Origin of the sequence: Serratia sp. CY56464 (assembly GCF_052168435.1) — a bacterium.
Lineage (GTDB): Bacteria > Pseudomonadota > Gammaproteobacteria > Enterobacterales > Enterobacteriaceae > Serratia > Serratia marcescens.
The window spans coordinates 204,461-229,232 of record NZ_JBJNMV010000003.1; the positions used below are offsets into that span (position 1 = coordinate 204,461).

Annotated in this window: 22 protein-coding genes and 1 tRNA gene; 9 read left to right on the forward strand and 14 right to left on the reverse strand. The window is 61.3% G+C overall.

Features of this window, described 5'->3' with window-relative positions:
- Nucleotides 1–226: 226 nt before the first annotated feature.
- From ACJ8KE_RS17180 to ACJ8KE_RS17195, 4 genes are all read right to left on the reverse strand, one after another.
- Nucleotides 227–1,195 carry a TerC family protein gene (locus ACJ8KE_RS17180; protein WP_016930179.1) on the reverse strand — a complete coding sequence of 323 codons (969 nt, stop codon included), beginning with the start codon at nt 1,193–1,195 and terminating at the stop codon, nt 227–229.
- 252 nt (nt 1,196–1,447) lie between these two features.
- Nucleotides 1,448–2,179, reverse strand: a complete 732-nt coding sequence (locus tag ACJ8KE_RS17185) for a glutamine amidotransferase (RefSeq protein WP_016930178.1) — start codon at nt 2,177–2,179, stop codon at nt 1,448–1,450.
- Nucleotide 2,180: 1 nt separating this feature from the next.
- A complete protein-coding gene (locus tag ACJ8KE_RS17190) occupies nt 2,181–3,161 on the reverse strand; it encodes a Gfo/Idh/MocA family protein (protein ID WP_110147435.1) in 981 nt (326 codons plus the stop codon).
- Between the two features lie 49 nt (nt 3,162–3,210).
- The gene (locus ACJ8KE_RS17195) at nt 3,211–3,717 is read right to left on the reverse strand and encodes a M48 metallopeptidase family protein (RefSeq protein WP_033632026.1); all 507 of its coding nucleotides are present in this window, start codon (nt 3,715–3,717) and stop codon (nt 3,211–3,213) included.
- A 149-nt stretch (nt 3,718–3,866) separates the two neighbouring features.
- On the opposite strand from ACJ8KE_RS17195, the gene rlmG reads away from it, so the two are divergent.
- A complete protein-coding gene (gene rlmG / locus ACJ8KE_RS17200) occupies nt 3,867–5,006 on the forward strand; it encodes a 23S rRNA (guanine(1835)-N(2))-methyltransferase RlmG (protein WP_016930173.1) in 1,140 nt (379 codons plus the stop codon).
- Between the two features lie 194 nt (nt 5,007–5,200).
- On the opposite strand, the gene ACJ8KE_RS17205 is transcribed toward rlmG, so the two are convergent.
- Nucleotides 5,201–7,222: an oxidoreductase gene (locus ACJ8KE_RS17205; RefSeq protein ID WP_089185062.1), complete on the reverse strand. Its 2,022-nt coding sequence runs from the start codon at nt 7,220–7,222 to the stop codon at nt 5,201–5,203.
- Between the two features lie 424 nt (nt 7,223–7,646).
- Here ACJ8KE_RS17205 and ACJ8KE_RS17210 point away from each other — a divergent pair, with 424 nt between their 5' ends.
- Nucleotides 7,647–9,266, forward strand: coding sequence for an ABC-F family ATP-binding cassette domain-containing protein (locus ACJ8KE_RS17210; protein WP_442517323.1), 1,620 nt, complete (start codon nt 7,647–7,649; stop codon nt 9,264–9,266).
- A 22-nt stretch (nt 9,267–9,288) separates the two neighbouring features.
- Here the strand turns inward: ACJ8KE_RS17210 and pdxR are convergent, their stop codons facing one another.
- Nucleotides 9,289–10,761, reverse strand: a complete 1,473-nt coding sequence (gene pdxR / locus ACJ8KE_RS17215) for a MocR-like pyridoxine biosynthesis transcription factor PdxR (protein WP_318670091.1) — start codon at nt 10,759–10,761, stop codon at nt 9,289–9,291.
- 121 nt (nt 10,762–10,882) lie between these two features.
- Here pdxR and ACJ8KE_RS17220 point away from each other — a divergent pair, with 121 nt between their 5' ends.
- Genes ACJ8KE_RS17220 through ACJ8KE_RS17230 form a run of 3 tightly spaced genes read left to right on the forward strand, consistent with a single transcriptional unit; the run spans nt 10,883 to nt 14,915 of the window.
- A complete protein-coding gene (locus ACJ8KE_RS17220; protein WP_079451624.1) occupies nt 10,883–12,148 on the forward strand; it encodes a 4-aminobutyrate--2-oxoglutarate transaminase in 1,266 nt (421 codons plus the stop codon).
- 12 nt (nt 12,149–12,160) lie between these two features.
- Nucleotides 12,161–13,615 carry an NAD-dependent succinate-semialdehyde dehydrogenase gene (locus tag ACJ8KE_RS17225; protein WP_079451625.1) on the forward strand — a complete coding sequence of 485 codons (1,455 nt, stop codon included), beginning with the start codon at nt 12,161–12,163 and terminating at the stop codon, nt 13,613–13,615.
- A gap of 58 nt (nt 13,616–13,673) precedes the next feature.
- A complete protein-coding gene (locus ACJ8KE_RS17230) occupies nt 13,674–14,915 on the forward strand; it encodes an aromatic amino acid transport family protein (protein ID WP_028127589.1) in 1,242 nt (413 codons plus the stop codon).
- Between the two features lie 73 nt (nt 14,916–14,988).
- On the opposite strand, the gene yfcF is transcribed toward ACJ8KE_RS17230, so the two are convergent.
- On the reverse strand, nt 14,989–15,624 hold the full coding sequence (gene yfcF, locus ACJ8KE_RS17235; protein ID WP_016930166.1) for a glutathione transferase: 636 nt from the start codon (nt 15,622–15,624) through the stop codon (nt 14,989–14,991).
- Nucleotides 15,625–15,795: 171 nt separating this feature from the next.
- On the opposite strand from yfcF, the gene ACJ8KE_RS17240 reads away from it, so the two are divergent.
- Nucleotides 15,796–16,512, forward strand: coding sequence for an HPP family protein (locus ACJ8KE_RS17240; RefSeq protein ID WP_016930165.1), 717 nt, complete (start codon nt 15,796–15,798; stop codon nt 16,510–16,512).
- Here the strand turns inward: ACJ8KE_RS17240 and ACJ8KE_RS17245 are convergent, their stop codons facing one another.
- The 3 genes from ACJ8KE_RS17245 to ACJ8KE_RS17255 form a co-directional block, all read right to left on the reverse strand.
- Nucleotides 16,513–16,953 (reverse strand): aminoglycoside N-acetyltransferase AAC(6')-Ial, encoded by a 441-nt coding sequence (locus ACJ8KE_RS17245; RefSeq protein ID WP_016930164.1) that lies wholly within the window; start codon nt 16,951–16,953, stop codon nt 16,513–16,515. It abuts the gene before it with no gap.
- A gap of 139 nt (nt 16,954–17,092) precedes the next feature.
- Nucleotides 17,093–17,995, reverse strand: a complete 903-nt coding sequence (locus tag ACJ8KE_RS17250; RefSeq protein WP_079450149.1) for a pirin family protein — start codon at nt 17,993–17,995, stop codon at nt 17,093–17,095.
- A gap of 147 nt (nt 17,996–18,142) precedes the next feature.
- On the reverse strand, nt 18,143–18,751 hold the full coding sequence (locus ACJ8KE_RS17255; RefSeq protein WP_442517324.1) for an FMN-dependent NADH-azoreductase: 609 nt from the start codon (nt 18,749–18,751) through the stop codon (nt 18,143–18,145).
- Nucleotides 18,752–18,847: 96 nt separating this feature from the next.
- On the opposite strand from ACJ8KE_RS17255, the gene ACJ8KE_RS17260 reads away from it, so the two are divergent.
- Entirely contained in the window at nt 18,848–19,252 is a 405-nt protein-coding gene (locus tag ACJ8KE_RS17260; protein WP_016930161.1) for a winged helix-turn-helix transcriptional regulator, read from the forward strand.
- Nucleotides 19,253–19,365: 113 nt separating this feature from the next.
- On the opposite strand, the gene ACJ8KE_RS17265 is transcribed toward ACJ8KE_RS17260, so the two are convergent.
- A tRNA-Ile gene (locus ACJ8KE_RS17265) sits at nt 19,366–19,441 on the reverse strand.
- Between the two features lie 146 nt (nt 19,442–19,587).
- Here ACJ8KE_RS17265 and mug point away from each other — a divergent pair.
- Complete coding sequence (mug, locus tag ACJ8KE_RS17270; RefSeq protein ID WP_033632050.1) at nt 19,588–20,076, forward strand: G/U mismatch-specific DNA glycosylase; 489 nt, start codon at nt 19,588–19,590, stop codon at nt 20,074–20,076.
- 17 nt (nt 20,077–20,093) lie between these two features.
- Nucleotides 20,094–20,546, forward strand: a complete 453-nt coding sequence (locus ACJ8KE_RS17275) for a nuclear transport factor 2 family protein (protein WP_079451628.1) — start codon at nt 20,094–20,096, stop codon at nt 20,544–20,546.
- 55 nt (nt 20,547–20,601) lie between these two features.
- Here the strand turns inward: ACJ8KE_RS17275 and rpoD are convergent, their stop codons facing one another.
- The 3 genes from rpoD to rpsU all read right to left on the reverse strand — a co-directional run bounded on the left by rpoD (nt 20,602) and on the right by rpsU (nt 24,701).
- Nucleotides 20,602–22,443, reverse strand: a complete 1,842-nt coding sequence (rpoD, locus tag ACJ8KE_RS17280) for an RNA polymerase sigma factor RpoD (protein WP_004937194.1) — start codon at nt 22,441–22,443, stop codon at nt 20,602–20,604.
- Nucleotides 22,444–22,600: 157 nt separating this feature from the next.
- Nucleotides 22,601–24,349, reverse strand: coding sequence for a DNA primase (gene dnaG, locus ACJ8KE_RS17285; RefSeq protein WP_016930158.1), 1,749 nt, complete (start codon nt 24,347–24,349; stop codon nt 22,601–22,603).
- A gap of 136 nt (nt 24,350–24,485) precedes the next feature.
- The gene (gene rpsU, locus ACJ8KE_RS17290; RefSeq protein WP_001144069.1) at nt 24,486–24,701 is read right to left on the reverse strand and encodes a 30S ribosomal protein S21; all 216 of its coding nucleotides are present in this window, start codon (nt 24,699–24,701) and stop codon (nt 24,486–24,488) included.
- Between the last annotated feature and the right edge of the window lie 71 nt (nt 24,702–24,772).

Consider the following 24,772-nt stretch of genomic DNA (forward strand, 5'->3'; position numbering starts at 1 on the left):
GGGAACGACGCCGGGCAGCTTTATATGATTCTGTAACTAAGTGTGTTTGCCAAATCAGTATTCAGCAATCGAATGAGGTTGGAAAGAGGCGAGGGTGAAATTCTGAGCGCGGATCAACACTTGATAACATACTGGTTACATTTGTGTGATCGCAATAACGTTTGGCGTTTTGGGGGAATTGCCAAACAATCGCGGGGCGGCTAGCGCCCCGGATAACAGATTATGGTTATTTCTTCGCCAGGCGATCGTTGCGGCGATTGACCCAGGCGTTGATCAGCAAGGTGAGCGTCAGGATGCCCGCCACCACGCCGAGCGATATGCCGATCGGGATGTGGAAGAAGTCGATAATCAGCATCTTGATACCGATAAACACCAGGATCACCGACAGGCCGTATTTCAGCATCGAGAAACGTTCCGCCACGTTGGCCAGCAGGAAGTACATGGCGCGCAGACCCATGATGGCGAACAGGTTAGAGGTCAGGACGATGAACGGATCGGTGGTCACGGCGAAGATCGCCGGAATGCTGTCCACCGCGAAAATCACGTCGCTCAGTTCCACCAGGATCAGCACCAGCACCAGCGGGGTGGCGAACAGGATGCCGTTGCGGCGCACGAAGAAACGCTCGCCTTCCAGGCTGTCGGTCATGCGCAAGCGGCTGCGCAGCCATTTCACCAGCGGTTTGTCGCCGATCGCCGAGTCATCTTCCTTCGCCAGCGCCATTTTAATACCGGTGAACAGCAGGAAAGCGCCGAACAGATACAGCAGCCACTGGAACTGGCTGACCAGCCAGCTGCCGGCGAAGATCATGATGGTGCGCAGCACGATTGCGCCCAGCACGCCGTAGATCAGCACCCGCCGTTGCAGGTTGGCCGGCACGGCGAAGTAGCTGAACAGCATCAGCCAGACGAACACATTATCCACCGCCAGCGCTTTTTCGATCAGGTAACCGGTCAGGAAGGCCAGCGCCTGGGTATCGGCGACGGCGCGCCCGGCGGTTTCATTCAGGTAGTACCAGAAACCGAAGTTGAACAGCAGGGAGAGGCTGACCCACACCAGCGACCAACTGGCGGCCTGCTTCATAGTCATGGTGTGCGCGCCTTTACGGCCCTGCAACAGGAGATCGATTGCGAGCATCACGACTATGACGGCGGCGAAGCTGCCCCATAACCACGGTGTGCCAACGGAATTCATCATCAGAGGTATCCTTCAAAAACAAAAACGGCCAACGTCGGAAGACGCCAGCCGCTCTGTGAACGCTGCAAGCAAACCTCGCCTTCCGGCAAGGTCTCACTTACAACGTTGATGAAGGTGGTTACACCTTTGACATCAGGTTGCCCGGTAACCGGATGCTTGCGCATCGTAATGACGATTGACCGGCAATGAAGTTACTCCCCTTTGCAGAGCAGAAAGTAATGCAAAATGTGTCGGCGGTCAACGTGAATCGCGTTAGCCGGCCATCGCTTTTTGCGCACCGAGGCTGACGACGAATCCCTGCAGCAGCAGGCGGCTGAACGGCGTGTCGCTAACCTGTTGTTGTTGCTGGTGGTAGCGGGCTTGCTGCTCGGGATGCAGCTGGCCGAGCCACTGCAGATACTGGCTCATCACCGCGCCGTTGAATTCCGGGTGGAACTGGGTGGTCAGGGCATGATCGCCATAGCGCAGGATCTGGTGCGCGTCCTGCTGCGAACGCGCCAGCGTCTGCGCGCCGGCGGGCGGCGTCAGCACGCTCTGCGAGTGGATCAGGTTGGCTTTGAAGCGCGGCGGCAGCAGGGTGAGCCGCCGATCGTCGGCCGCGGCGGGCAGCAGTTCGATCTCCAGCGTGCCGACTTCCATGCCCTGCGGGTGGTAACCCACTTCGCCGCCGAGCGCGTAGGCCAACAGCTGATGGCCGTAGCAGACGCCGAACAGCGGCAGTTTGATCGCCATCGCCTGACGCAGCCATTCGGCGGCCTCCTCGCTCCACGGCAGCCGTTCGGTCACCATCGCCGGCGAGCCGGTGATGACCACGCCGCAATAGGCGGCCGGCGGCAACGGCCGTTCGCCGGCGGGCAGATGCACGATGTGCGCGCGTTCGGCGTCGATATTGCCCTGTTGCAGGAACATGCCTTCAAAGTTTGCCAATTCCTGACGAATGGCCTGCGGCGCGTCGCCGGTTTGCATCACGAGCAGCGGTTTCATCTCATTCTCCGTCGGCGGGGAAGACGACGCCGGTCTGGCGGCGGATATCGGTCAGCAGGCGGGCGACGATCAGCGAATTCTCCAGCCCCGGATGTTCCACCTGACGCTTCTCAACCAACTCGGCGAAGGCCAGCGCCTCATACAGCATGGTGTTGATGTGCTGCGGCTGGCTCAGATCCTGGCGGTTGCCGCCGCGCGGCGTCAGCGCCACGCCCTGGCACTCGGAGATTTTGTCGATAATCAGCGTGCCTTCTTCTCCCTGGATCTCGCTGGGGATCGCCGAGTCGCTGACCTTGGAATGGGAAAGCGTGACGTCGAAATCGCCGTAGTTCAGGCAGACGGTGCCGTGGGCGTCCACACCGGTATCGAGCAGCGTGGCGCTGGCGAGCACCGACTGCGGCGCGCCGAACAGCGCCACCGCGCTGGCCAGGCAGTAGTAGCCGATGTCCATGATCGAGCCGTTGGAGAACTGCGGATTAAACGTGTTGGGGTTCTCGCCGGCCAGGTAGCGCGGGTAGCGCGAAGAGTATTGGCAATAGTTGATGAAGGCTTTGCGCAGCCGGCCGATTTTCGGCAATGCCTGTTGCAGCGCCAGAAAATTCGGCAGATAGGCGCTTTTGAACGCCTCGAACAGCACCACCTGGTTTTCCCGCGCGCAGGCTACCACCTGTTCCGCTTCGCGCTGGTTGGAGGTCAGCGGTTTTTCGCAGATCACATGCTTTTTATGGCGCAGGAACAGCAGCGATTGCGGGCAGTGCAGGGAGTTGGGGCTGGCGATATACACCGCGTCTATGGCATCGGACTGGGCCATGGCCTCGAGCGAGTCGAAAAACTGCGTGACCTGATAGTTGGCGCCAAACGCCTGCGCCTGTTCCAGGGAGCGTGAATACACGGCGCTCAACTTGAGTTTGCCGCTTTCATGGGCGGCATCGATAAAACGTTCCGTAATCCAGTTGGTGCCGACAACGGCAAAGCGAATCATAGCGAGCTCCGGTCCAGCCTAAAACCGCAGATTATCACGCCCTCACTCGCTATGCATACAGCTCGCCGAACAGCGAAAGGTGCGTCAGATACAGCCGGGTATCGAACTCCAGCTGGTGGTAATCCGGCTCCATATGGCAGCACAGGCTGTAGAACGCCTTGTTATGATCTTTCTCTTTCAGATGCGCCAGCTCATGCACCACGATCATGCGCAGGAACGGCTCGGGCGCGACCTTGAACACCGTCGCCACGCGGATTTCCGCCTTGGCCTTCAGCTTGCCGCCCTGCACGCGCGAGATGGCGGTGTGCAGGCCCAGCGCATGTTTCATGACGTGGATCTTGCTGTCGTAGGCCACCTTGCTCAGCGGCTGGGCGTTGCGCAGATACTGGTTTTTCAGATCGACGGTAAACTGATACAGCGACTTGTCGGTGGTGCAGTCGTGCACCTGCGGATAGCGCTGCAGCAGCACGTCACCCAGCCGGTTTTGATGGATCAGTTGTTGCACCTGGCTTTGCAGATGCGCCGGGTAGCCTTGCAGGTAGGTCAATTCAGACATTCTTGTTCCGTATCAACGGCCATTCAGCCGGTCATTCTATGCTGTTTTTTCGCTCAAATCCTGACATACGCAATTTATCCGAAAAAACATTTTACTGACGGGCGTTTTTAGGGGATAAACAGCCCAAATTTTATCAGTCAGGAGGGGCAATGAGCCAACTCGATCTGGGAACACAGCAACTTGAGCTGGAGCGTTATCCCCAACAGGAAGAATCCACCCAACTGCAGGCGTGGGAAGCGGCGGACGAATATCTGCTGCAACAGCTTGAAAACGTAGATATCGGCGGCCGCCCGGTGCTGATTTTCAACGATAACTTCGGCACCCTGGCCTGTGCGTTGCACGCGCATCGCCCTTACAGCGTCAGCGATTCGTACATGAGCCAGCTGGCGACGCGCCACAACCTCAAGCTCAACGGTCTGGATCCCGAGCAGGTCACGCTGCTGGACAGCCTGGCCGAGCTGCCGGCGGCGCCGGCGGTGGTGCTGATTCGCGTGCCGAAAGCGCTGGCGCTGCTGGAACAGCAGCTGCGCGCGCTGCGCCACGTCGTGACCGAAGACACGCTGATCGTTGCCGGCGCCAAAGCGCGCGACGTGCACACCTCGACGATGCAGCTGTTTGAAAAAGTGCTGGGCCCAACGCGCACCAGCCTGGCGTGGAAGAAGGCGCGCCTGATCTTCTGCCAGGCGGCGGACATCGTTCCGCCGGCGGCAGCGGAAACCACCAACTGGACGCTGGACGGCACCGATTGGCTGATCCACAACCACGCCAACGTCTTCTCGCGCGGCAGCCTGGATATCGGCGCGCGCCTATTTATGGAGCATCTGCCGCGCGGCCTGAACGGCCATATCGTCGATCTGGGCTGCGGCAACGGCGTGATTGGTTTGACGGCGCTGGCGCAAAACCCGGAAGCGCAGGTGACCTTTGTCGATGAGTCTTACATGGCGGTGGCCTCCAGCGAGCTGAACGTGGAGCACAACCTGCCGCAAGAGCTGGATCGCTGTCAGTTTGAGGTGAACAACGCGCTGGCGGGCATCGAGCGCGAAAGCGTGCAGGCGGTGCTGTGCAACCCGCCGTTCCACCAGCAACACGCCATTACCGATCACACCGCCTGGCAGATGTTCTGCGACGCCAAGCGCTGCCTGCAGGTGGGCGGCGAATTGCGCATCGTCGGCAACCGTCACCTCGACTACCATCAGAAACTCAAGCGCCTGTTCGGCAACTGCACGCTGGTGGCCTCGAACAAGAAGTTCGTGATCCTTCGAGCGGTGAAATCCGGCGCGCGTCGCTGAGCGTGAATAACAAGGGGCGCCGGGCGCCCCTCAGTCTGTAGACAAAGGAGGAAAAAGCGTGGTTTTTCCCTCTTTGTGGTTATCAGCCGAAAATCAATAAATTGATTTTCCTTGTTTTCTTTTCGCTGCTCTCTGCCAACCCTGCATGGGGATGCGGTTTGTCATCAATATCAGGGGCGCCGGGCGCCCCTTTTTTACAGCGCCATCGCCAGCCGCGTGCCCTGATCGATCGCGCGGCGGGCGTCCAGCTCGGCGGCCACGTCGGCGCCGCCGATCAGATGCACGGTTTTCCCCATCGCCAGCAGCGGCTGCTGCAATTCGCGGCGCGGTTCCTGCCCGGCGCAAATGACCACCGTGTCCACCGGCAGGCAGCTGTCTTGCTCGGCGCGGGTGATGTGCAGCCCTTCGTCGTCGATCAGCCGATAGCTGACGCTGTTGAGCATCTTCACGCCGCGCATCGCCAGGCTGGCGCGGTGGATCCAACCGGTGGTTTTCCCCAGGCCTTCGCCCACTTTGCTGGTTTTGCGTTGCAACAGGTAGATCTGCCGGGCGGCGCGCGGCGCCTGCGGCCCTTGCTCCGCCAGCCCGCCGCGCTGCTCAAGGCGCCCGTCGATGCCCCATTCGCGATTGAATTCCGCCTGATCCAGGCTGCTGGACACGCCGTGCTGGCTGAGGTACTCGGCGGTATCGAAGCCGATGCCGCCGGCGCCGACGATCGCCACCCGCTGGCCGACCGGTTTTTTATCGCGCAGCACGTCCAGATAGCTCAGTACCTTGGCGTGCCCGATGCCGGGAATATCAGGGGTGCGCGGCACGATGCCGCAGGCGAGGATCACCTCATCGAATTCGCTTAAATCCGCCGCTTCGACCTTGACGCCCAGCCTGACCGTCACTTCACGCAGCGCCAGCTGGCGGCGGAAGTAACGCAGGGTTTCATGGAATTCTTCCTTGCCGGGGATCTGCTTGGCGATGTTGAACTGGCCGCCGATCTGCTCGGCGGCGTCGAACAGCGTCACCCGATGGCCGCGGCTGGCGGCGGTGGTGGCAAACGCCAGCCCGGCGGGGCCGGCGCCGACCACCGCCAGTTTTTTCGGTTTTTCCGCCATCGTCAGCGGCATTTCGGTTTCACGGCAGGCGCGCGGGTTGACCAGACAGGAAGTCAGCTTGCCTTCAAAGATCTGGTCGAGACAGGCCTGGTTGCAACCGATGCAGGTATTGATCTCGTCGGCGCGCCCCTCGGCGGCTTTCTGCACAAAGGCGGCGTCGGCGAGGAACGGGCGCGCCATCGACACCATATCGGCGCAGCCGTCCGCCAGCACCTGCTCGGCCACCGCCGGATCGTTGATGCGGTTGGTGGTGATCAGCGGGATGCTGACCTTGCCCATCAGCTTGCGGGTCACCCAGCTGAATCCGGCGCGCGGCACCATGGTGGCGATGGTCGGAATACGTGCTTCGTGCCAGCCGATGCCGGTATTGATGATCGTGGCACCCGCCTGTTCGATCGCCAGCGCCAGCTGCTCGATCTCCTCCCAACTGGAGCCGTCTTCCACCAGATCAAGCATCGACAGCCGGTAGATCAGAATGAATTCCGGGCCCACGGCCTGGCGTACCGCCCTGACGGTCTCGACGGCGAACCGCATGCGGTTGGTGAAGCTGCCGCCCCATTGGTCGTCGCGCTGGTTGGTGCGCGTCGTCAAGAATTGGTTGATCAGGTAGCCTTCGGAACCCATCACTTCAACGCCGTCGTAGCCGGCCTGCTGCGCCAGCGCCGCGCAGCGGGCGAAGTCGGCGATGGTCTGCGCGATCTCCGCTTCACTCAGGGCGCTCGGCGTAAACGGGTTGATTGGCGCCTGCAGCGCGGAAGGGGCCACCAGCTTGGGTTGATAGCTGTAGCGGCCGGTGTGCAGGATCTGCAGCGCAATTTTTCCGCCCGCCCGGTGGACGGCCTCGGTTACCGGGCGGTGGTGAGGCAATTGCGCTTCGCTGTTGAGGATCGAACCGCCGCGAAACACCACGCCCTGTTCGTTCGGGGCAATGCCGCCGGTGACGATCAGCGCCACGCCGGCGGCGGCGCGCTCGGCATAGAACGCGGCCAGGCGCTGCGGGCCGTCGGGCAACTCTTCCAGGCCGGTATGCATCGATCCCATCAGCACCCGGTTTTTCAGGGTGGTGAAGCCGAGATCCAGCGGCGCCAGCAGGTGAGGGTAATTGCTCATTGCACTCTCCATCGTTCATCCCCCGCCTCTTTCAACCTGCAGCGTTGTTGCCTGCGTTCGCTCGCCCCAGTCACTTACTTGAGTAAGCTCCTGGGAACGCCCGAACTTGCCGCCTAGCTGCAGGTTGAAAGCGATTGGGGATGAGCATCTGTTATTATTATGTGAACACAAGTGGTCGGATGAGATAAATCTAGCCGTTGTCGCGCCGCTTGGGAATCTGCGTTGCGCCGAATGTGATAGATGTCATGAATCTCAGACTCTGTTTGCATAACGAACAAAAGATCGGTTAGCCTTTACGCGTTGCAAATTCCTTCTCTCTGCGGAGCCATTACCGAAAATGAACACCCACACCTGTTGATATCGTGTCCCACGCTGTGCGCTCTCGCGCCCTGTGGGGATGTTTTGATCTCATTCAGGAGTGCTTATGGCTCATTTAGCGCAGTCCCCTTATTTCGTTTTACATCAACTGACCTGCCAATTTGCTGACGGCGAAACGCTGTTCGGCCCGCTGGATCTTGCTTTCGACCGGCAGCGCTGCGGCCTGGTGGGGCGCAACGGCGTCGGCAAAACCCAGCTGCTGCGCCTGATCGCCGGGCTGGATCAACCGGGCAACGGGCACATCGAATCTCATGCCGCAGTAGCTTACGTTGCACAGCAACCGGAGATCGCGCCGCACACCACGCTGGCCCAGCTGTTGGGCTATGGTGAGGCGTTCGCCGCGCTGGCGCGTCTCGAGCAGGGGCGGCCGCTGGCGGACGATATCGATCGTCTGGAAGGGCGCTGGGATCTACACGATCGCCTGCAAAACGCCTTCGCCGCCGCCGGGCTGCCGGCCTTCGATCCGTTGCGATCCGCCAGTTCGCTGAGCGGCGGCGAGCGGATGCGCGCGGCCCTGTGCGGTGCCTTGCTGGGCGAGGCGGATTTTCTGCTGCTGGATGAACCGACCAACCACCTCGACAGCGCCGGGCGCGCCTGGCTGTATCAACAGCTGGATCAGTGGCGAGGCGGGTTGCTGATCGCCAGCCATGACCGGCAGCTGCTGGCGCGCATGGAGCGCATCGTCGAACTGACGCCCGGCGCACTGCGCAGCTACGGCGGCAACTATGATGACTACCGGCGCCAGCGCGATACGGAGCAGCAGGCGGCGCGCGCCGATCTGGAACATGCGCGCGAGGAGCGCCGCCGCACCCGCGCCCGCCAACAGAAAGAGCACGACATGAGCCAGCGGCGCTCGGCGCAAACGCTGCGCGTCGTCGATACGCTGAATATCGCCTCTTTCGAACGGGTGGCCTACAAGTCGGCGGCGAAGGAGAGCCTCGGCACGCTGCGCAAACAGCATCAGGATCGGCGCGACAGCCTCGATGCGGCAGTGCGCGAAGCCTATCAGCGGGTAGAAGAGGAACAGCCGGTGTTGCTGGCGCTGCCCGGCAGTGAAGTGAACGCAAACAAGCAGGTGCTGGTGCTCGAGCGGCTGCAGCTGCCGTTCGTCAGCGCGCCGCCGCTGGATTTGCGGATCGACGGTCCGATGCGCGTGGCGTTGACCGGCCCCAATGGCTGCGGCAAATCCACCTTGCTGAAGACCGTTCTCGGTCAGTTGGCGGCGCTTTCCGGCCATTGTCATTGCCCGCTGTCGACGGCCTACCTCGATCAAACCCTGTCGCAGCTCGATCCGGGCCTGTCAGTAATGGAACATCTGGGGATGCAGGATTCGCCGTTGGCGGAAGGGGCGTTGCGCACCCGGCTGGCGCAGCTGCAGCTTGGCGCGGATCGCATCGCGTTGCCGCTGGGCTCGCTGAGCGGCGGAGAACGGCTGAAGGCGGCGCTGGCCTGTGCGCTCTGGCGGCGACAACCGGCGCAGCTGCTGTTGCTCGACGAGCCGACCAACCACCTGGATCTGGCGTCGTCGCTGGCGATCGAAACCGCGCTGGCGGATTTCCCCGGCGCGATGCTGGTGGTGTCGCACGACGAAGACTTCCTGCAGGCGTTGCGGCCCACGCACCGCCTGCACCGACAGGCGAACGGCTGGCGGTTTCAGGCCTGGTGAGGCAGGCGGGCGGCGCGCTGACTTAGTGCGGGGCGTTGATGCACGCCAGCAGTTGGGTGAAGGCGGCGGCCATTTGCTCTTCCGGCACGCAGGCAAAGCCCATCAGCAGGCCGCGCCGGCGGTTGGGCAGCATGTAGTAGCGCGACAGCGGCCTCACCAGCACCCCTTGCGCGCCGGCGGCGGCGGCGATCGCCACGTCGTCGGCCTCGTCCGGCAGGTTGAGGATCAGGTGCAATCCGGCGTTGCTGTTGAACTCGCTGAGCGCCTGTTTGCCGAGGTGCTGTTCGATCAATCCGGTCAGGAAGGCGCGCCGCCGGGCGTACAGCAGCCGCATGCGACGGATATGCGCCGTGTAGTGCCCCGCCTGAATAAACTCCGCCAGCGCGCTCTGGATCAGCAGGTGCCCGCCGCGGTACAGCTCGGCGTGGGCGGTTTTCAGCGCCTGAACCAGCGGCGGCGGCAACACCACATAGCCGAGACGCAGCGCCGGGTAGAGCGTTTTGCTGAAGGTGCCGATGTAGATCACCGGCGCATCGGCTTCCAGCCCCTGCAGCGCCGGGATCGGTTGGCCGGAAAAGCGGAATTCGCTGTCGTAATCGTCCTCGACGATCCAGCCGCCGGCGTTCCGCGCCAGCGCCAGCAGCCGTTGGCGGCGCGCCAGGCTCATCACCGAGCCGAGCGGATATTGGTGCGACGGGGTGACGAAAATCAGGCGGGGCGGCGTCGTTGGCTGCTCCGGCGGCACCAGCCCGGCCTCGTCCACCGTCAGCGGGCAGATGTTCAGCGCATTGATGCGCAGGATATTGCGGATCCCCCAATAGCCCGGCTCTTCGATCCAGGCGTCATCCCCCGGATTGCACAACATGCGCGTCACCAGATCGATCGCCTGATGGATGCCTTCAGTGATCAGGATCTGTTCCGGCGAGCAGCGCACCGAGCGCGCCACCCGTAAATACTCCACCAACGCATGCTGCAGCTCCGGGCTGCCGCCCTGATTGCTGTAGGTCAGCCGCTGCGGCGTCGGGCGGCGGCTGAGGCGCGCCTGGATCTTGCTGAACAGCTGATGAGGAAAGGCGTTGACGTCGGGGACGCCGGGAATGAACGCCCCCCACTGTTTGGGGCTGGCGCTGGCGTGGTGCAGCAGCGTGGCGCCGCGCTCCGACAGTTCGACGCGCCGCGGTTGCCCGCTGCCGTCCGCCGGAGCGCCGCCGGTGGACAGGCAGCTGTCCGGCACCGTGTCGGCGACGAAGGTGCCGCTGCCGGCGCGCGCCGACACGTAGCCCTCCGCCAGCAGTTGTTCATAAACGGTTAACACGGTGTTGCGTGACAGGCTGAGCTCCTGCGCCAGATCGCGCGAGGCGGGCAGGCGGCTGGAGGGCGGCAGGCTGCCATCGAGAATGCTGGTGCGGATCGCGTTGTAAAGCCGCTTGTGCAGCTTGTCATCGGGCTGTTCGCCGAGGCGCTGTAGCAACAGATCACCACTCAATGAGCGCAATTGGATCCCTCAATTATTCGTAACTGGCACTCGATTATAGGGCCACATCCTGTGTAAATAAACGTCATTGTTTCACGAATGTGAACGAAACGTGTAACTGGCACCGACCGGAGAGAACAGCATGAAAAACGCAGAATTGAACCAACGCCGTCAGGACGCCACCCCGCGCGGAGTGGGCGTGATGTGTGGTTTTTACGCCGAGCGCGCAGAGAACGCTACGCTGTGGGATGTGGAAGGCAAGGAAGTGATCGACTTCGCCTCGGGGATCGCCGTGCTGAACACCGGCCATCGCCACCCGAAAGTGATCGCCGCAATTGAAAAGCAGCTGCAGGCCTTCACCCACACCGCCTATCAGATCGTTCCTTACGAAAGCTATGTCTCGTTGGCGGAGCGCATCAACCAACGCGCGCCGATCGCCGGTCCGTGTAAAACCGCTTTCTTCACCACCGGCGCGGAAGCGGTGGAAAACGCGGTGAAGATTGCCCGCGCTTACACCGGCCGTCCGGGCTTGATCACCTTCGGCGGCGGCTTCCACGGCCGCACCTATATGACCATGGCGTTGACCGGCAAAGTGGCGCCTTACAAACTGGGCTTTGGCCCATTCCCCGGCTCGGTGTTCCACGGCCAGTACCCGAACGCGCTGTACGGCGTGACCACCGAAGACGCGATGAACAGCCTGGATCGCCTGTTTAAAGCGGATATCGATCCCAAGCAGGTGGCGGCCATTGTGCTGGAGCCGGTGCAGGGCGAGGGCGGTTTCAACGTGGCGCCGGCCGATTTCATGCAGGCGCTGCGCGCGCTGTGCGACCAGCACGGCATCCTGCTGATCGCCGACGAAGTGCAGACCGGCTTCGCCCGTACCGGCAAGCTGTTCGCCATGGAGCACTACAGCGTTAAGCCCGATTTGATCACCATGGCGAAAAGCCTGGCGGGCGGCATGCCGCTGTCGGCGGTGGCGGGCCGCGCCGAGGTGATGGACGCGCCGGCGCCGGGCGGGCTGGGCGGCACCTATGCCGGTAACCCGCTGGCGGTGGCCGCCGCGCACGCGGTGCTGGACGTGATCGAAGAAGAGCAGCTGTGCCAGCGCGCCGAGCGCTTGGGGCAGCACCTGGTGGAAGTGTTGCAGCAGGCGCGCAAAACCAGCCCGGCGATCGCCGATGTGCGCGCGCAGGGATCGATGGTGGCGGTGGAGTTCAACGATCCGGCTACCGGCAAGCCTTCGGCGGAGATCACCCGTCAGGTGCAGCAGAAGGCGATGGAGGAAGGGCTGCTGCTGCTGAGCTGCGGTGTGAACGGCAACGTGATCCGCTTCCTCTACCCGCTGACCATTCCGGACGATCAGTTCACCAAGGCGATGGGCATCCTGTCCCGCGCGCTGGCCCACTAAGGAGCGAACGGCATGAAATTGAACAATCCCGAGCTGTTGCGCAGCCAGTGTCTGATCAACGGCGAATGGTGCGATGCCCTGAGCGGCAAGCGCGAAGCGGTGATCAACCCGGCCACCGGCGCCGAGCTGGCCAGCATTCCGCTGGTCAGCGAAGAGGAAACCCAGCAGGCGATCGCGGCGGCGCAGCGGGCGCAAAACGACTGGAAACAGCTGACCGCCAAGCAGCGTTCCGCGCTGCTGTTGGCCTGGGCCGACAAGGTGCTGGCCGCGCAGGAAGATCTGGCGCAGCTGATGACCGCCGAGCAGGGCAAATCGCTGGCGGAAGCGCGCGGCGAAGTGGCCTACGCCGCGTCGTTCATCACCTGGTTCGCCGAAGAGGCCAAGCGGGTGGACGGCGCGGTATTGCAGGCGCCGCAGGCTTCGCAGCGCCTGGTGGTGGTGAAGCAGCCGATCGGCGTGTGCGCGGCCATCACCCCGTGGAATTTCCCGGCGGCGATGATCACCCGCAAGGTGGCGCCGGCGCTGGCGGCCGGTTGCGCCATCATCGTCAAACCGGCCGAGCAAACGCCGCTGACCGCGCTGGCGCTGGCCAAGCTGGCGCAGGACGCCGGCATTCCCGCCGGCGTCCTGCAAGTGGTGACTGGCGAAGCGGCGCAGGTGGGCAAGGTGCTGTGCGACAGCCCGGTGGTGCGCAAGCTGAGCTTTACCGGCTCGACCGAGGTCGGCCGCATCCTGATGGCGCAGTGCGCGCCGAGCATCAAGAAACTGTCGCTGGAGCTGGGCGGTAACGCGCCGGTCATCGTGTTCGACGACGCCAATCTGGACGCGGCGGTGGCGGGCATCATGGCCTCCAAGTTCCGCAACAGCGGCCAGACCTGCGTGTGCGCCAACCGCATCTACGTGCAGGACGGCATCTACGAGCGGCTGGCGGAGAAACTGGTGGCGGCGGTCGAGCAGTTGAACGTCGGCGACGGCAGCCAGGAAGGCACCACCCAGGGGCCGCTGATCGACAGCGATGCGGTAGCGAAGGTGCAGAGCCATATCGACGACGCGCTGATCAAAGGGGCGCAGATCGCCACCGGCGGCCAGCCGCACGCGCTGGGCGGCACCTTCTTCCAGCCGACGGTGGTGACCGGCGTAACGCAGAAGATGCGCTTCGCCAAAGAAGAGACCTTCGGGCCGGTGGCGCCGCTGTTCCGCTTCCATGACGAGGCGGAAGCCATCGCCATGGCCAACGACACCGAATTCGGCCTGGCCGCCTACCTGTTCACGCAGAACGCCGCGCGCCAGTGGCGCGTGCCGGAAGCGCTGGAGTACGGCATGGTCGGCATCAACACCGGGCTGATTTCCAACGAAGTGGCGCCGTTCGGCGGCGTGAAACAGTCAGGGCTCGGGCGTGAAGGATCGCGCTACGGGATAGAAGAATATCTGGAGCTGAAATACCTGTGTATCGATGTGAGCCGTTGAGCGTCAGGACGTTAACCCATCCCGGCGGCCAGCGTCGCCGGGCGATAAAGGATGATGCATGTCTGATAATATCTCTGTTTCTCCGGCGCTTGCCGCCGGGGTGCGAGCACCTGCACCCGCCAAATCGTTAAGTTTCCTCGAAGGGGTGGCGATGATCGTCGGCACCAACATCGGCGCCGGGGTGCTCTCCATCGCCTATGCCTCCAGCAAGGCCGGCTTTCTGCCGCTGCTGTTTTGGCTGGTGCTGGTGGGGAGCCTGACCACCATCACCATGCTGTACGTTGCCGAATCTACGTTGCGCACCCGCGCGCATCTGCAGCTGAGCGGACTGGCGAAGCGCTACGTCGGCGGCCTGGGCGCCTGGCTGATGTTCGCTTCGGTGTGCGTCAACAGCGTCGGGGCGCTTACCGCCTACATGACCGGCAGCGGTAAGCTGCTGCAATCGCTGTTTGGCATCTCGCCGGCGCTGGGCAGCCTGCTGTTCTTCGTGCCCGCCGCCGGCGTGCTGTACCTCGGTTTGAAAGCGATCGGCCGCGGCGAGAAGTTCATCAGCATCGGCATGGTGGTGATGTTGACCGCGCTGGTGGCGGCGACGCTGCTGAAAGACACCACCCAGATGCGCAACCTGCTGGACGGCGACTGGCGCTATATGGTGCCGGTGTTCAACGTGGTGGTGTTCTGCTTCTCGGCGCAGTACATCGTGCCGGAGATGGCGCGCGGCTTCGCCGACAAGCCGGAACAACTGCCGAAGGCGATCATCGTCGGCATGGTCGTGACCTTCATTTTGCTGGCGGCGGTGCCGATGTCGGTGATTGCGCTCAGTGGGCTGGATGACATCTCCGATGTGGCCACCATTTCCTGGGGCCAGGCGCTGGGGCAGTGGGCGTTCTTCTCCGCCAACATCTTCGCGCTGTGCGCGATGCTGACCTCGTACTGGGGGTTGGGCGGCAGTTTTCTGACCAATATTTTCGACAAGTTTAGGCTGGGCAACGACGAGCTGCCGCTGCGCCGTTTCGGCGTGCTGCTGCTGGTGGTGGTGCCGCCGTTCGCGCTGGCTTACAGCGGGCTGGTGTCGTTCGTCAACGCGCTCTACTTCGCCGGGGTGTTCAGCGGGGTGATCCTGTCGATCATGCCGATGCTGATCTTGCGCGGCGCGCGCAAACACGGTGACCAGACCCCGCGCTGGCAGTGCAACTGGATCACGCACCCGCTGCTGCAGGTCAGCATTGTGTTGCTGTACCTGGCCAGCGCGGTGTACGCCATCGCTTCATTGTTAGGCTATCTGCCCTCTGGATGGTGATTTGCCTTCCCTCAAGCAGTGATGTTGTTTCTCGGCATTGAGAACGGCGGCGTCGTGGCCGCCGATTTTTTTCTCAGGCGCGCCGTTTTTCCGACAACGCCAGCCAGGCCTGCACCGACGGGCGCTGCCACTGCTTGTGCGCATAGTGGCGCACGCGCTCCGGCACCGGATCGCCGTGCATCACCAGCCGGTTGAGCATCAGCGCCAGATCGGTGTCGGCGATGCACCACTCCCTGAACAGATTATCCTGCCCGTGGCTCAGCAGTTTTTCCACGGCAGCGATCAGCTTGCGCGTGGCCTCCTGCGCGGCTTCGGACAGCGGCGGGAACTTGCCGTTGTTGAACACCACTTCGGTCGAACGCTCGGCGCGGATCGGCAGCAGATCGCTGCGCAGCCAGGCCTGGATCTCGCGCGCCTTGGCGCGCAGCTTCACGTCGCGCGGATACACGGCGTGGGCCGGGTGGATGTCTTCCAGGTATTCGGCGATCGCCGAAGACTCCGACAGCTGGAACTCGCCGATCGCCAGCGTCGGCACCCGGCGGGTGAGCGACAGCGCCGCGTAGGCCGCCTCTTTGTTCTCTTCTTTCGCCAGATCCACCGGCTTCACGGTGAACGGAATGCCTTTTTCCGTCAGCACGACAAAGGCGGACATGGCGTACGGGCTGAAAAATTCACTGTCGGTATAAAGCTCGGTGATCGGTTGAGACATCGGCGTTTCCTCGGGGTTAAGGGGGGAACATTCATCATTGTTGAGGGGAGGCTAAAAATCAATCTGTTAGCCTAAAAGTTCTTGGACGGCGCGGTTTACGGCGCCGTGAGTTCCTTCAGGATGATGTGATATATTTGTTGCCAACACGTGAATTGAGCCGTATTGGGTAACATGAAGACGCAGTGGATAGAACGGGTGAAAGTGGGATGCGCGCGCCTGTGGCCGCACCCGCTGGCGGTGGGCAAACGAGAGATGCTGATTTCCAGCGTCGGCGCCGGTTTGGGGCTGATGCTCGCCGGCTGGATCAGCCACTTTATTTTGGGCGAGGTGAACCTGTGGTTTATCGCGCCGATGGGCGCTTCGGCGGTGCTGCTGTTCGGCGTGCCCAACAGCCCGTTGGCGCAGCCTTGGTCGATCGTCGGCGGCAATGCGCTGGCGGCGACGGTGGGCGTCAGCGCCGGTCTGCTGATCCCCGATCCCGGCCTGGCCTGCGGCGCGGCGGCGGCGGTGGCCATCGGCCTGATGTTCAAGCTGCGCTGCCTGCATCCACCCGGCGGCGCGGTGGCGCTGACCGCTATCCTCGGCGGCCCCGGCATTCACCAGATGGGCTACCACTTTGTGCTGTACCCGGTGCTGCTGAACTCGGTGCTGCTGGCGGCGCTGGCCATTCTGTTCAATAACCTGGCCGGGCGGCGCTACCCGCACGCGCTGGCGCCGGCGGAGGCCAAACCGGCCAATCTGCCGATCGATGCCGTTTCCATCACCCGCGCCGATCTGCACGAGGCGCTGATGGAGGGAGATCTGTTCGATATCGACGAGGACGATCTGCAGGAGATCCTGCTGCGCGCCGAGCAGCTGGCGCATCAGCGGCAAAGCAAGATTGCCTGATCAGCCCAGCGTTTTGCGGTAAAACACCACCCGTTCCGTTTCGGCAAAGCCCAGCGCTGCATGCAGGCGTTGGGAGTCCAGGTTGGCGATGTCGGTATCCGACGCCAGCTCGCTGCACCCCTGTTGCTTCGCCCACTCCTGCACCTGCGCGATCAGGTGCGCGGCCCAGCCCTGGCGACGGGCGCATTCGACGGTGTAAATCCCTTCCAAAAACGCCACCGGCGACGATTCGCAGCCGTTGACGTAATCGTGGCGCAGCGCGACCTCGGCAAAGCCAACGAAAGCGCCGTCCAGCCCCCGCGCCATAAACGCGGTGTGATGCGGCGAAGCCAATATTTCGCGCATCTCCGCGCGGTGCTCTTCCAACGGACAAGTGGGCCACAGCGCTGAGCGCAGCGCCAGCCAGGCGTCGAGGTTGTCGTGGTCGCAGTTGACGATCATGCAGGGGCCTTATCTGATGGCAGAGAAGTGATGGGGAATAATATCACGTTGCATCGTCAGTGAGCGGCCGGACATGCCGGGCATGCGTGATTGGCGCATCCTGGATTTATCGCCACAGATGGCGACCGCACCGTCAACGTCATCGAAAGACGGGGATCGTGCCTGAAGCCGTCCGTCGCTCGCCGGCCTCTTCAAGTCTGCGCCCCAGTTCGGCGATGCGGCGTTCACCGGCTTCCAACGCGGGTGCTGAGGTATGTACCGAATAGGCGCCGAGGTGCAGCGGGTGCGGGTGAGGCACGGCTGAGCCGAGAACGAATACGGCATCTTCATTGCCGGATGCTTCAAGTGCAATGGGCATTTCCCCCGGTTCGAAGACCACCATTTCGCCCGCGTCGACAGGAGCGCCGGCGCTGAGACGGCCTTTGGCCAGTGCGATCCAGCCGACAGAATGATGCGCTGGCGGCCGATAAGTCCAGCGTTCGCCCGGTTTGAGTGTGACGAGCAAGTAATTGATGCCTTCCTGCGCGGGCACCGGGCTTTGCACGCCTTCATGGTTGCCAATGATGACATGCGCCGGCCCGATTTGGCGCATGTTCCGGGCTTCGATATAACGGCTTTCCTGTTCACCGTTTTCCAGTTCGGCGGGCAAGGCCAGCCAGAGCTGGAATCCCTGGATGCGCGGCGTATCCGTGGCGGACAATTCTTTGCCGTGCCACATGCCGCCGCCCGCCCGCGCCCACTCCACCGCGCCATAGCCGAGCGTCCCGACAGCGCCGCTGGCGGGATCTTCGTAATGAAAAGCGCCTTCGAGCGGTACGGTCACGGTGGCTATGCCTGAATGCGGATGCAGCGGCATGTTGGCCAGCATTGCCATGGTGCGCTGATCCGCATCGAACAGATCGAGGAATACGAAGGGTTTAAGCACCTGACCCAGGTCGGAAGGGCTCATCAGCCGGGTGATCGGGCCGTGGCCTTGGCCTCGGGTGCGTTGTGTAATACGCCGCGGGTTGGGCGCGAGTGGCGAGGTTAACGTGGTGTTCATGATTGAATCTCCAGTTTACAAATCCGGTGCGAACGAATTCCGGGGAACGCGGCACAGCCATAGGATTGAGCGGTATTGCATCGCCGGTGGCCAGCCCAAAAAAGGGACTGGCCGCGAGCCTGCTATCGCTGTGCCGAACAGGCTCGATTAAGCGGTCAGGCCGTCAATCTGAGCCGCCGCCGCATCGATGGCGACAGTGCGGTTTTCCGGGCTGAGTGCCAGTCCCTCTGCTCGAATGAAGGTGATGTCCGTAATGCCAAGGAAGCCGAAGAAACTGCGCAGATAGGTTTCCTGATGGTCCAGGAAGGCCAGTGGCGTGCCTTCGCCGTACAGGCCACCGCGGGTGGAAGCAACGATAACGCGTTTCCCCTTGGCGAGGCCTTCAGCGCCGTTTTCCGTATAGCGGAAAGTTCTGCCTGGCACTGCAAGTCGGTCAAGCCAGGCGCGCAGCTGAGTGGGCAACGTAAAGTTATACATAGGCGCACCGACGATAATGACATCGGCGGCAAGGAAGTCGTCGACGAGTTTGGCGTTGCGGGCAACGGCCTGTTTGACGTGCTCGTCTTGCGGCTCCACGCCCTGCAGAGCCAAAAATTCGGCGCTGGAAAGGTGGTTAATCGGGTCGGCGGCGAGATCGGTGTGGATGATCCTGGCGTCCGGCTCGGCAACAGAAAGGTGTTTGACGATCGCCGCCGTGAGCTGGCGGCTTACCGACCGCTCGTTGAGAATGCTGGAATCGATATGAAGCAGTGTCATGGTGAAATCCTTAGGTATAAAATGGTAACCAGGGATAACAATATAACCATGCCCTAAAATGGCAGACAATAAGGCACATTAGGAGAACCCGGTATCATGAATGTGACTGATCAACCTCGAGATTTAAGACATGCCGACTGCCAAAAGATCAGCCAGGTATTGGCGCGCGTTGGTGAGAAGTGGAGTGTCCTGATCATTATGCTCTTGGCGAACGGGCCACGCCGATTCACTGAAATAAAGCGTACAATCAATGGAATATCTCAGCGGATGCTGACGCTGTGCCTGCGCAATATGGAACGAGATGGGTTAGTCAAGCGGACAGTTATTGCCGTCATGCCGCCGCACGTCGAATATGAATTGACGCCGCTCGGTTGCTCATTGACCGTACCCGTCATCGCGCTGGGAACCTGGGCGAATGAACATATTGCCGATATTGATGCGGCGAGAACTGCATTCGACGCGCAAAATAGCGAGGCCGGTGAGGATGTTAATTCACGCTAGAGGCGGCAGGGGGGCGAATGAAATTTGCGTTCTGTTGCAAAAGAGGCGAACGCCTGGTTGCGCCGCAGAAAAAACTAAAGGGGCTACGCTGTTAACGTAACCCCTTGATAATTTGGTGGCCCCTGTTGGGTTTGAACCAACGACCAAGCGATTATGAGTCGCCTGCTCTAACCACTGAGCTAAGGGGCCAAGCCGCGAGATTATAGGGAATCCTTAAGCATCGGTCTACTGTTACCCGCCCGTATGTTGCTTTTCTGCGCAGTTCTAGCCTGTTGTAATTGCTGACGGATTTTGCGATAACCGCAGTAAATCCCTGCAATGGACTCACGACACTCATGGAACTTCTGGCGCCCAATCTGCGGGTGGTGTTTTGCGGCATCAACCCCGGCCTCTCTTCCGCCCATCAGGGCTATCCTTTTGCCAACGGCAGCAACCGCTTCTGGAAGGTGATCCATCAGGCCGGCTTTACCGAGAGCCAGCTGGCGCCGGAGCAGTGGCAGCAGCTGAAGGACAACGGCTGCGGCATTACCGCGCTGGTGGCGCGCCCGACGGTGGCGGCCAGCGAGCTGTCGCGCGACGAGTTGCGCAGCGGCGGTGAGGCGCTGCAAGAGAAGATCCTGCGCTATCAGCCGCGCGCGCTGGCGATCTTGGGCAAGCAGGCGTTCACCACCGCCTTCGGGGTGAAAAACGCGCCCTGGGGCAAGCAGGCGATGATGCTGGGGCAAACCGAGGTCTGGGTATTGCCCAACCCCAGCGGATTGAATCGCGCCACGCTGGAGCAACTGACCGCCAGCTATCGCGAGCTGTTCCTGGCGCTGCAATGAGATAAGGGGAGTGTGCGATGACATCGATGATGAAAGGCTGTTTGATGGCGCTGCTGTTGGTGACCGGCGCCGCACAGGCGGGGCATTCGCCGCAGGAGGCGCGCAACAAGCAGAACGTGCTGGAGTTTTATCGGCAGGGGCTGAACAACAAGGATTTTGCGGCGGCGCGGCCGTTTTTGGGCGAACAATACAAACAGCATAACCCCAATGCCAAAGACGGCGTGGCGGGTTTTCGTCAATTTGTCGAGCTGCTGAAAACGCGCTACCCCAACTCGCACAGTGAAGTGAAACAGGCGTTCGTCGACGGCGACTTCGTGATTTTGCATGTGGAAGTCAGCGGGCGCGAGGCCGGTAAAACCGCGGCGATCGTCGATATCTTCCGTCTGGACAGCGCCGGAAAGATCGTTGAACACTGGGACGTGACGCAGCCGGTGCCGGAGAAAACTGCCAGCGGCAACGGCATGTTCTGAGGCATAAAAAAACCCCGGCCTGCCGGGGTTTTTGTTTTGGGTGCGACAGCCGGACTTAGTCGTCCAGGAAGCTGCGCAGCACTTCGGAGCGGCTTGGGTGACGCAGCTTGCGCAGCGCCTTGGCTTCGATCTGACGAATACGCTCACGGGTAACGTCAAACTGCTTGCCTACCTCTTCCAGCGTGTGATCGGTGTTCATGTCGATGCCGAAACGCATGCGCAGCACTTTCGCTTCGCGCGCGGTCAGGCCGGCCAGCACGTCGTGGGTGGCGGAACGCAGGCTTTCCGAGGTCGCGGAATCCAGCGGCAGCTCGAGGGTGGTATCCTCGATGAAGTCGCCCAGATGCGAATCTTCGTCGTCGCCGATCGGCGTTTCCATCGAGATTGGCTCTTTGGCGATCTTCAGCACTTTGCGGATCTTGTCTTCCGGCATCAGCATGCGCTCGGCCAGCTCTTCCGGCGTCGGCTCGCGGCCCATCTCTTGCAGCATCTGGCGCGAAATACGGTTGAGCTTGTTGATGGTCTCAATCATATGCACCGGAATACGGATGGTGCGCGCCTGGTCGGCGATGGAGCGGGTGATAGCCTGACGGATCCACCAGGTGGCGTACGTCGAGAACTTGTAGCCGCGGCGGTATTCGAACTTGTCTACCGCTTTCATCAGGCCGATGTTGCCTTCCTGGATCAGATCCAGGAACTGCAGGCCGCGGTTGGTGTATTTCTTGGCGATAGAAATAACCAGACGCAGGTTGGCCTCAACCATCTCTTTCTTCGCGCGGCGGGCTTTCGCTTCACCAATCGACATGCGACGGTTGATGTCTTTGACCTGCTCTATGGTAAGGCCGGTCTCTTCTTCGATCTGACGCAGTTTCTGCAGGCTGCGCTGCACGTCTTCAGCAACGTCTTTCAGCTTTTCCGACCATGGCTTGGCCATCGCCAACGCGGCTTCAAACCAGGAGTCGCTGGTTTCGTTGCCGGCGAACAGGGTGACGAAGTTTTTCTTCGGCATTTTGCACTGTTCAACGCACAGCTTCATGATGATGCGTTCCTGGGTGCGAACGCGGTCCATCATGGTGCGCATGCTGTTGACCAGGAAGTCGAACTGTTTCGGCACCAGGCGGAACTGCTTGAACACTTCAGACAGCTTCAGGATCTCGTCCGCGGCGCTGGCGTGGCTGCGGCCGTTTTTCTTGATCACCAGACGCGTCGCTTCATACTGATCGCGCAACTCGGCGAACTTCTGACGCGCCAGCTCAGGATCGATGCTGTTATCGTCTTCGGTGTCGTCGTCTTCGTCGTCTTCATCTTCTTCGTCGTCGTCTTGCTCTTCGCTCGACAGTTCAGAACCGATGTGGGTCGCGGTGGGGGCGATGTCCTCTTCCGCGTTAGGATCGACGAAGCCAGTGATCAGATCGGACAGGCGCGCTTCACCTGCTTCGACGCGATCGTACTGCTCAAGCAGGTAGGTGATGGCTTCCGGGTATTCGGCAACCGAGCACTGCACCTGGTTGATGCCGTCTTCGATGCGTTTGGCGATGTCGATTTCGCCTTCGCGCGTCAGCAGTTCGACGGTACCCATTTCTCGCATGTACATGCGCACCGGGTCGGTGGTGCGGCCGATTTCGGATTCCACGCTGGACAGAACCTGTGCGGCGGCTTCTTCCGCATCTTCGTCCGTGCTGTTCGAGTTTTCGGCGAGCAGCAGGTCATCGGCGTCCGGTGCTTCTTCCATCACCTGGATGCCCATGTCGTTAATCATCTGGATGATGTCTTCGATCTGATCGGAGTCGACGATATCTTCCGGCAGATGGTCATTGACCTCAGCATAGGTCAGATAGCCTTGCTCCTTACCACGGGTGACAAGTAGCTTCAGCTGTGACTGCGGGTTTTGCTCCATAAGACGGTATCCACACTTCAGAGTATTTAGGTTGGTGTCGGTCGGCGAAACCGCCAACAATAGCATTTGGGGCGTTTTCGTTATCGCCGCGGCCCACTATGGCGGCACTGTGCAGGGCTCTGCCCTCGCAATTATCGGCACTTAAGCCGTTTGGTATTCAGTTTTTCTTCGCTAAAACCTGGTTGAGAGAACGGACTTCTTCACGTTCCTCCGCGCTCAGACCGCGCGTTCTGGCCTGGGCGATCAGCGTTTCCAGCCGTTGCTCGAGCACCGAGTCGTACAGGCTGGCCAACGTATCCAAAAAGGTCTGTTCGACCATGTCCTCAACGATCATATGGTTCCATGTCGCCAAGGTTTCAAGCTGCTGGCTGAATTTGTTGTCGCGATACAGCTCCAGCAATTGCCCGGTCGTCAGGCCCGGCTGCGCCAAACAGGTCTGCACCAGTTCGACGAACAGCGGCAATCCCGCCTGTTTGGTCTGCTCCAACCCTTCCAGCGAAGGGATAAGTGTAGCCAACTGCGGATTTTGCACCAGTAACCCTATCAGTATACGCATGGTTGTGCGTTTTAGCTGGGGCGCCTGATAAGGATTCGCATTTTCAGCCTGCTTGGGCATCAGCTTGTCGAGCTGGCTGTCGTCCAGCAGCCCCAGCTTGTTGCCGAGCTCCTGGCGCAGGTACAAGCGCAACGTTTCGCCCGGCACCTGAGTAATCAGCGGCAGCGCCAGCGTGCTCAGCTTGGCGCGCCCGTCCGGGCTGCTCAGATCCACCTGCGGCAGCAGGCTTTCGAACAGGAACGTGGACAGCGGCTGCGCCTGCTCCATTCGTTGTTCGAAGGCTTCTTTGCCTTCCTTGCGCACCAGCGTGTCCGGGTCTTCGCCGTCGGGCAAAAACATGAACCGCAGCTGGCGCCCGTCATTCAGGTATGGCAGCGCGGTTTCCAGCGCCCGCCAGGCCGCTTCGCGGCCGGCGCGGTCGCCGTCGTAACAGCAGACGACGTTGTCGGTGGCGCGGAACAACAGCTGAATGTGTTCCGCCGTCGTCGAGGTGCCGAGCGAGGCGACGGCATAGTCGATGCCGAATTGCGCCAACGCCACCACGTCCATATACCCTTCCACCACCAGCAGCCGCTGCAGGTTAGGGTGGTTCTGCTGTGCTTCATACAGGCCGTACAGCTGGCGGCCCTTATGGAAAACTTCGGTTTCCGGCGAGTTCAGGTACTTCGGCATACCGTCGCCCAGGACGCGGCCGCCGAAGGCGATCACGCGCCCGCGCTTGTCGCGGATGGGGAACATCACCCGTTCGCGGAAACGGTCGTACGAACGCCCCTGATCGTTAGTCACCAGCATGCCGGCATCGTTCAATGCGCGGCGCGAGTCGGCGTCGCGGCCGAAACGCTTCAGGGCGTTGTCCCATCCCGCCGGCGCGAAGCCGATGGCGAAATGGCGAATAACGTCGTCACTCAATCCGCGCTGCTGCAAATAGCTGCGCGCCGGCGCCCCGGAGGACTGCTGCAGTGACTGTTGATAGAACGCGCTGAGCTGTTCCATCAGTTGGTACAGGCTCTGGCGCTGATGGCGCTCGATCTGGGTTGGCCCGGTGCCCGCTTCGTAAGGCACTTCCAGCCCGTGCATGGTCGCCAGTTCTTCGATGGTTTCGACAAACTCGAGTCGGTCGTAATTCATCAAAAAGTCGACGGCGTTGCCGTGCGCACCACACCCAAAACAGTGATAAAACTGCTTTTCGCCATTAACGGTAAAGGAAGGCGTCTTTTCGTGGTGGAACGGACAGCACGCGTGATAGTTCTTGCCTTGCTTCTTGAGCTTCACGCGGGCGTCGATCAAATCGACGATGTCGGTGCGAGCCAGCAAGTCATTGATAAATACGCGCGGAATTCGTCCAGCCATAAGCCCTTACTTCATTAGCCTATAAACGAGAACAAGCCGCGCATTCCTTTCGGAAAGCACGGCCTTCGTATGCAACTACTCGGTCTGCGCGATTTTGAAAATCAGAAATTCACGCGGTGGGGTTGCCCCCGAAGAATTAATACAGACGAGTGCGGCGTGCGTTTTCGCGAGCCAGTTTCTTCGCGTGACGTTTCACAGCAGAAGCTTTAGCGCGTTTACGTTCGGTAGTTGGTTTTTCATAAAACTCACGACGACGAACTTCAGCTAAAACACCCGCTTTTTCGCAAGAGCGTTTGAAACGACGCAGAGCAACGTCAAATGGCTCGTTTTCACGTACTTTAATTACCGGCATGTGCCTCTCACCTCAATAAAATTCGGTTTGCTGCTGGCCAAGCGCCAGCCTTTTCAAAATGGTGCGGAATT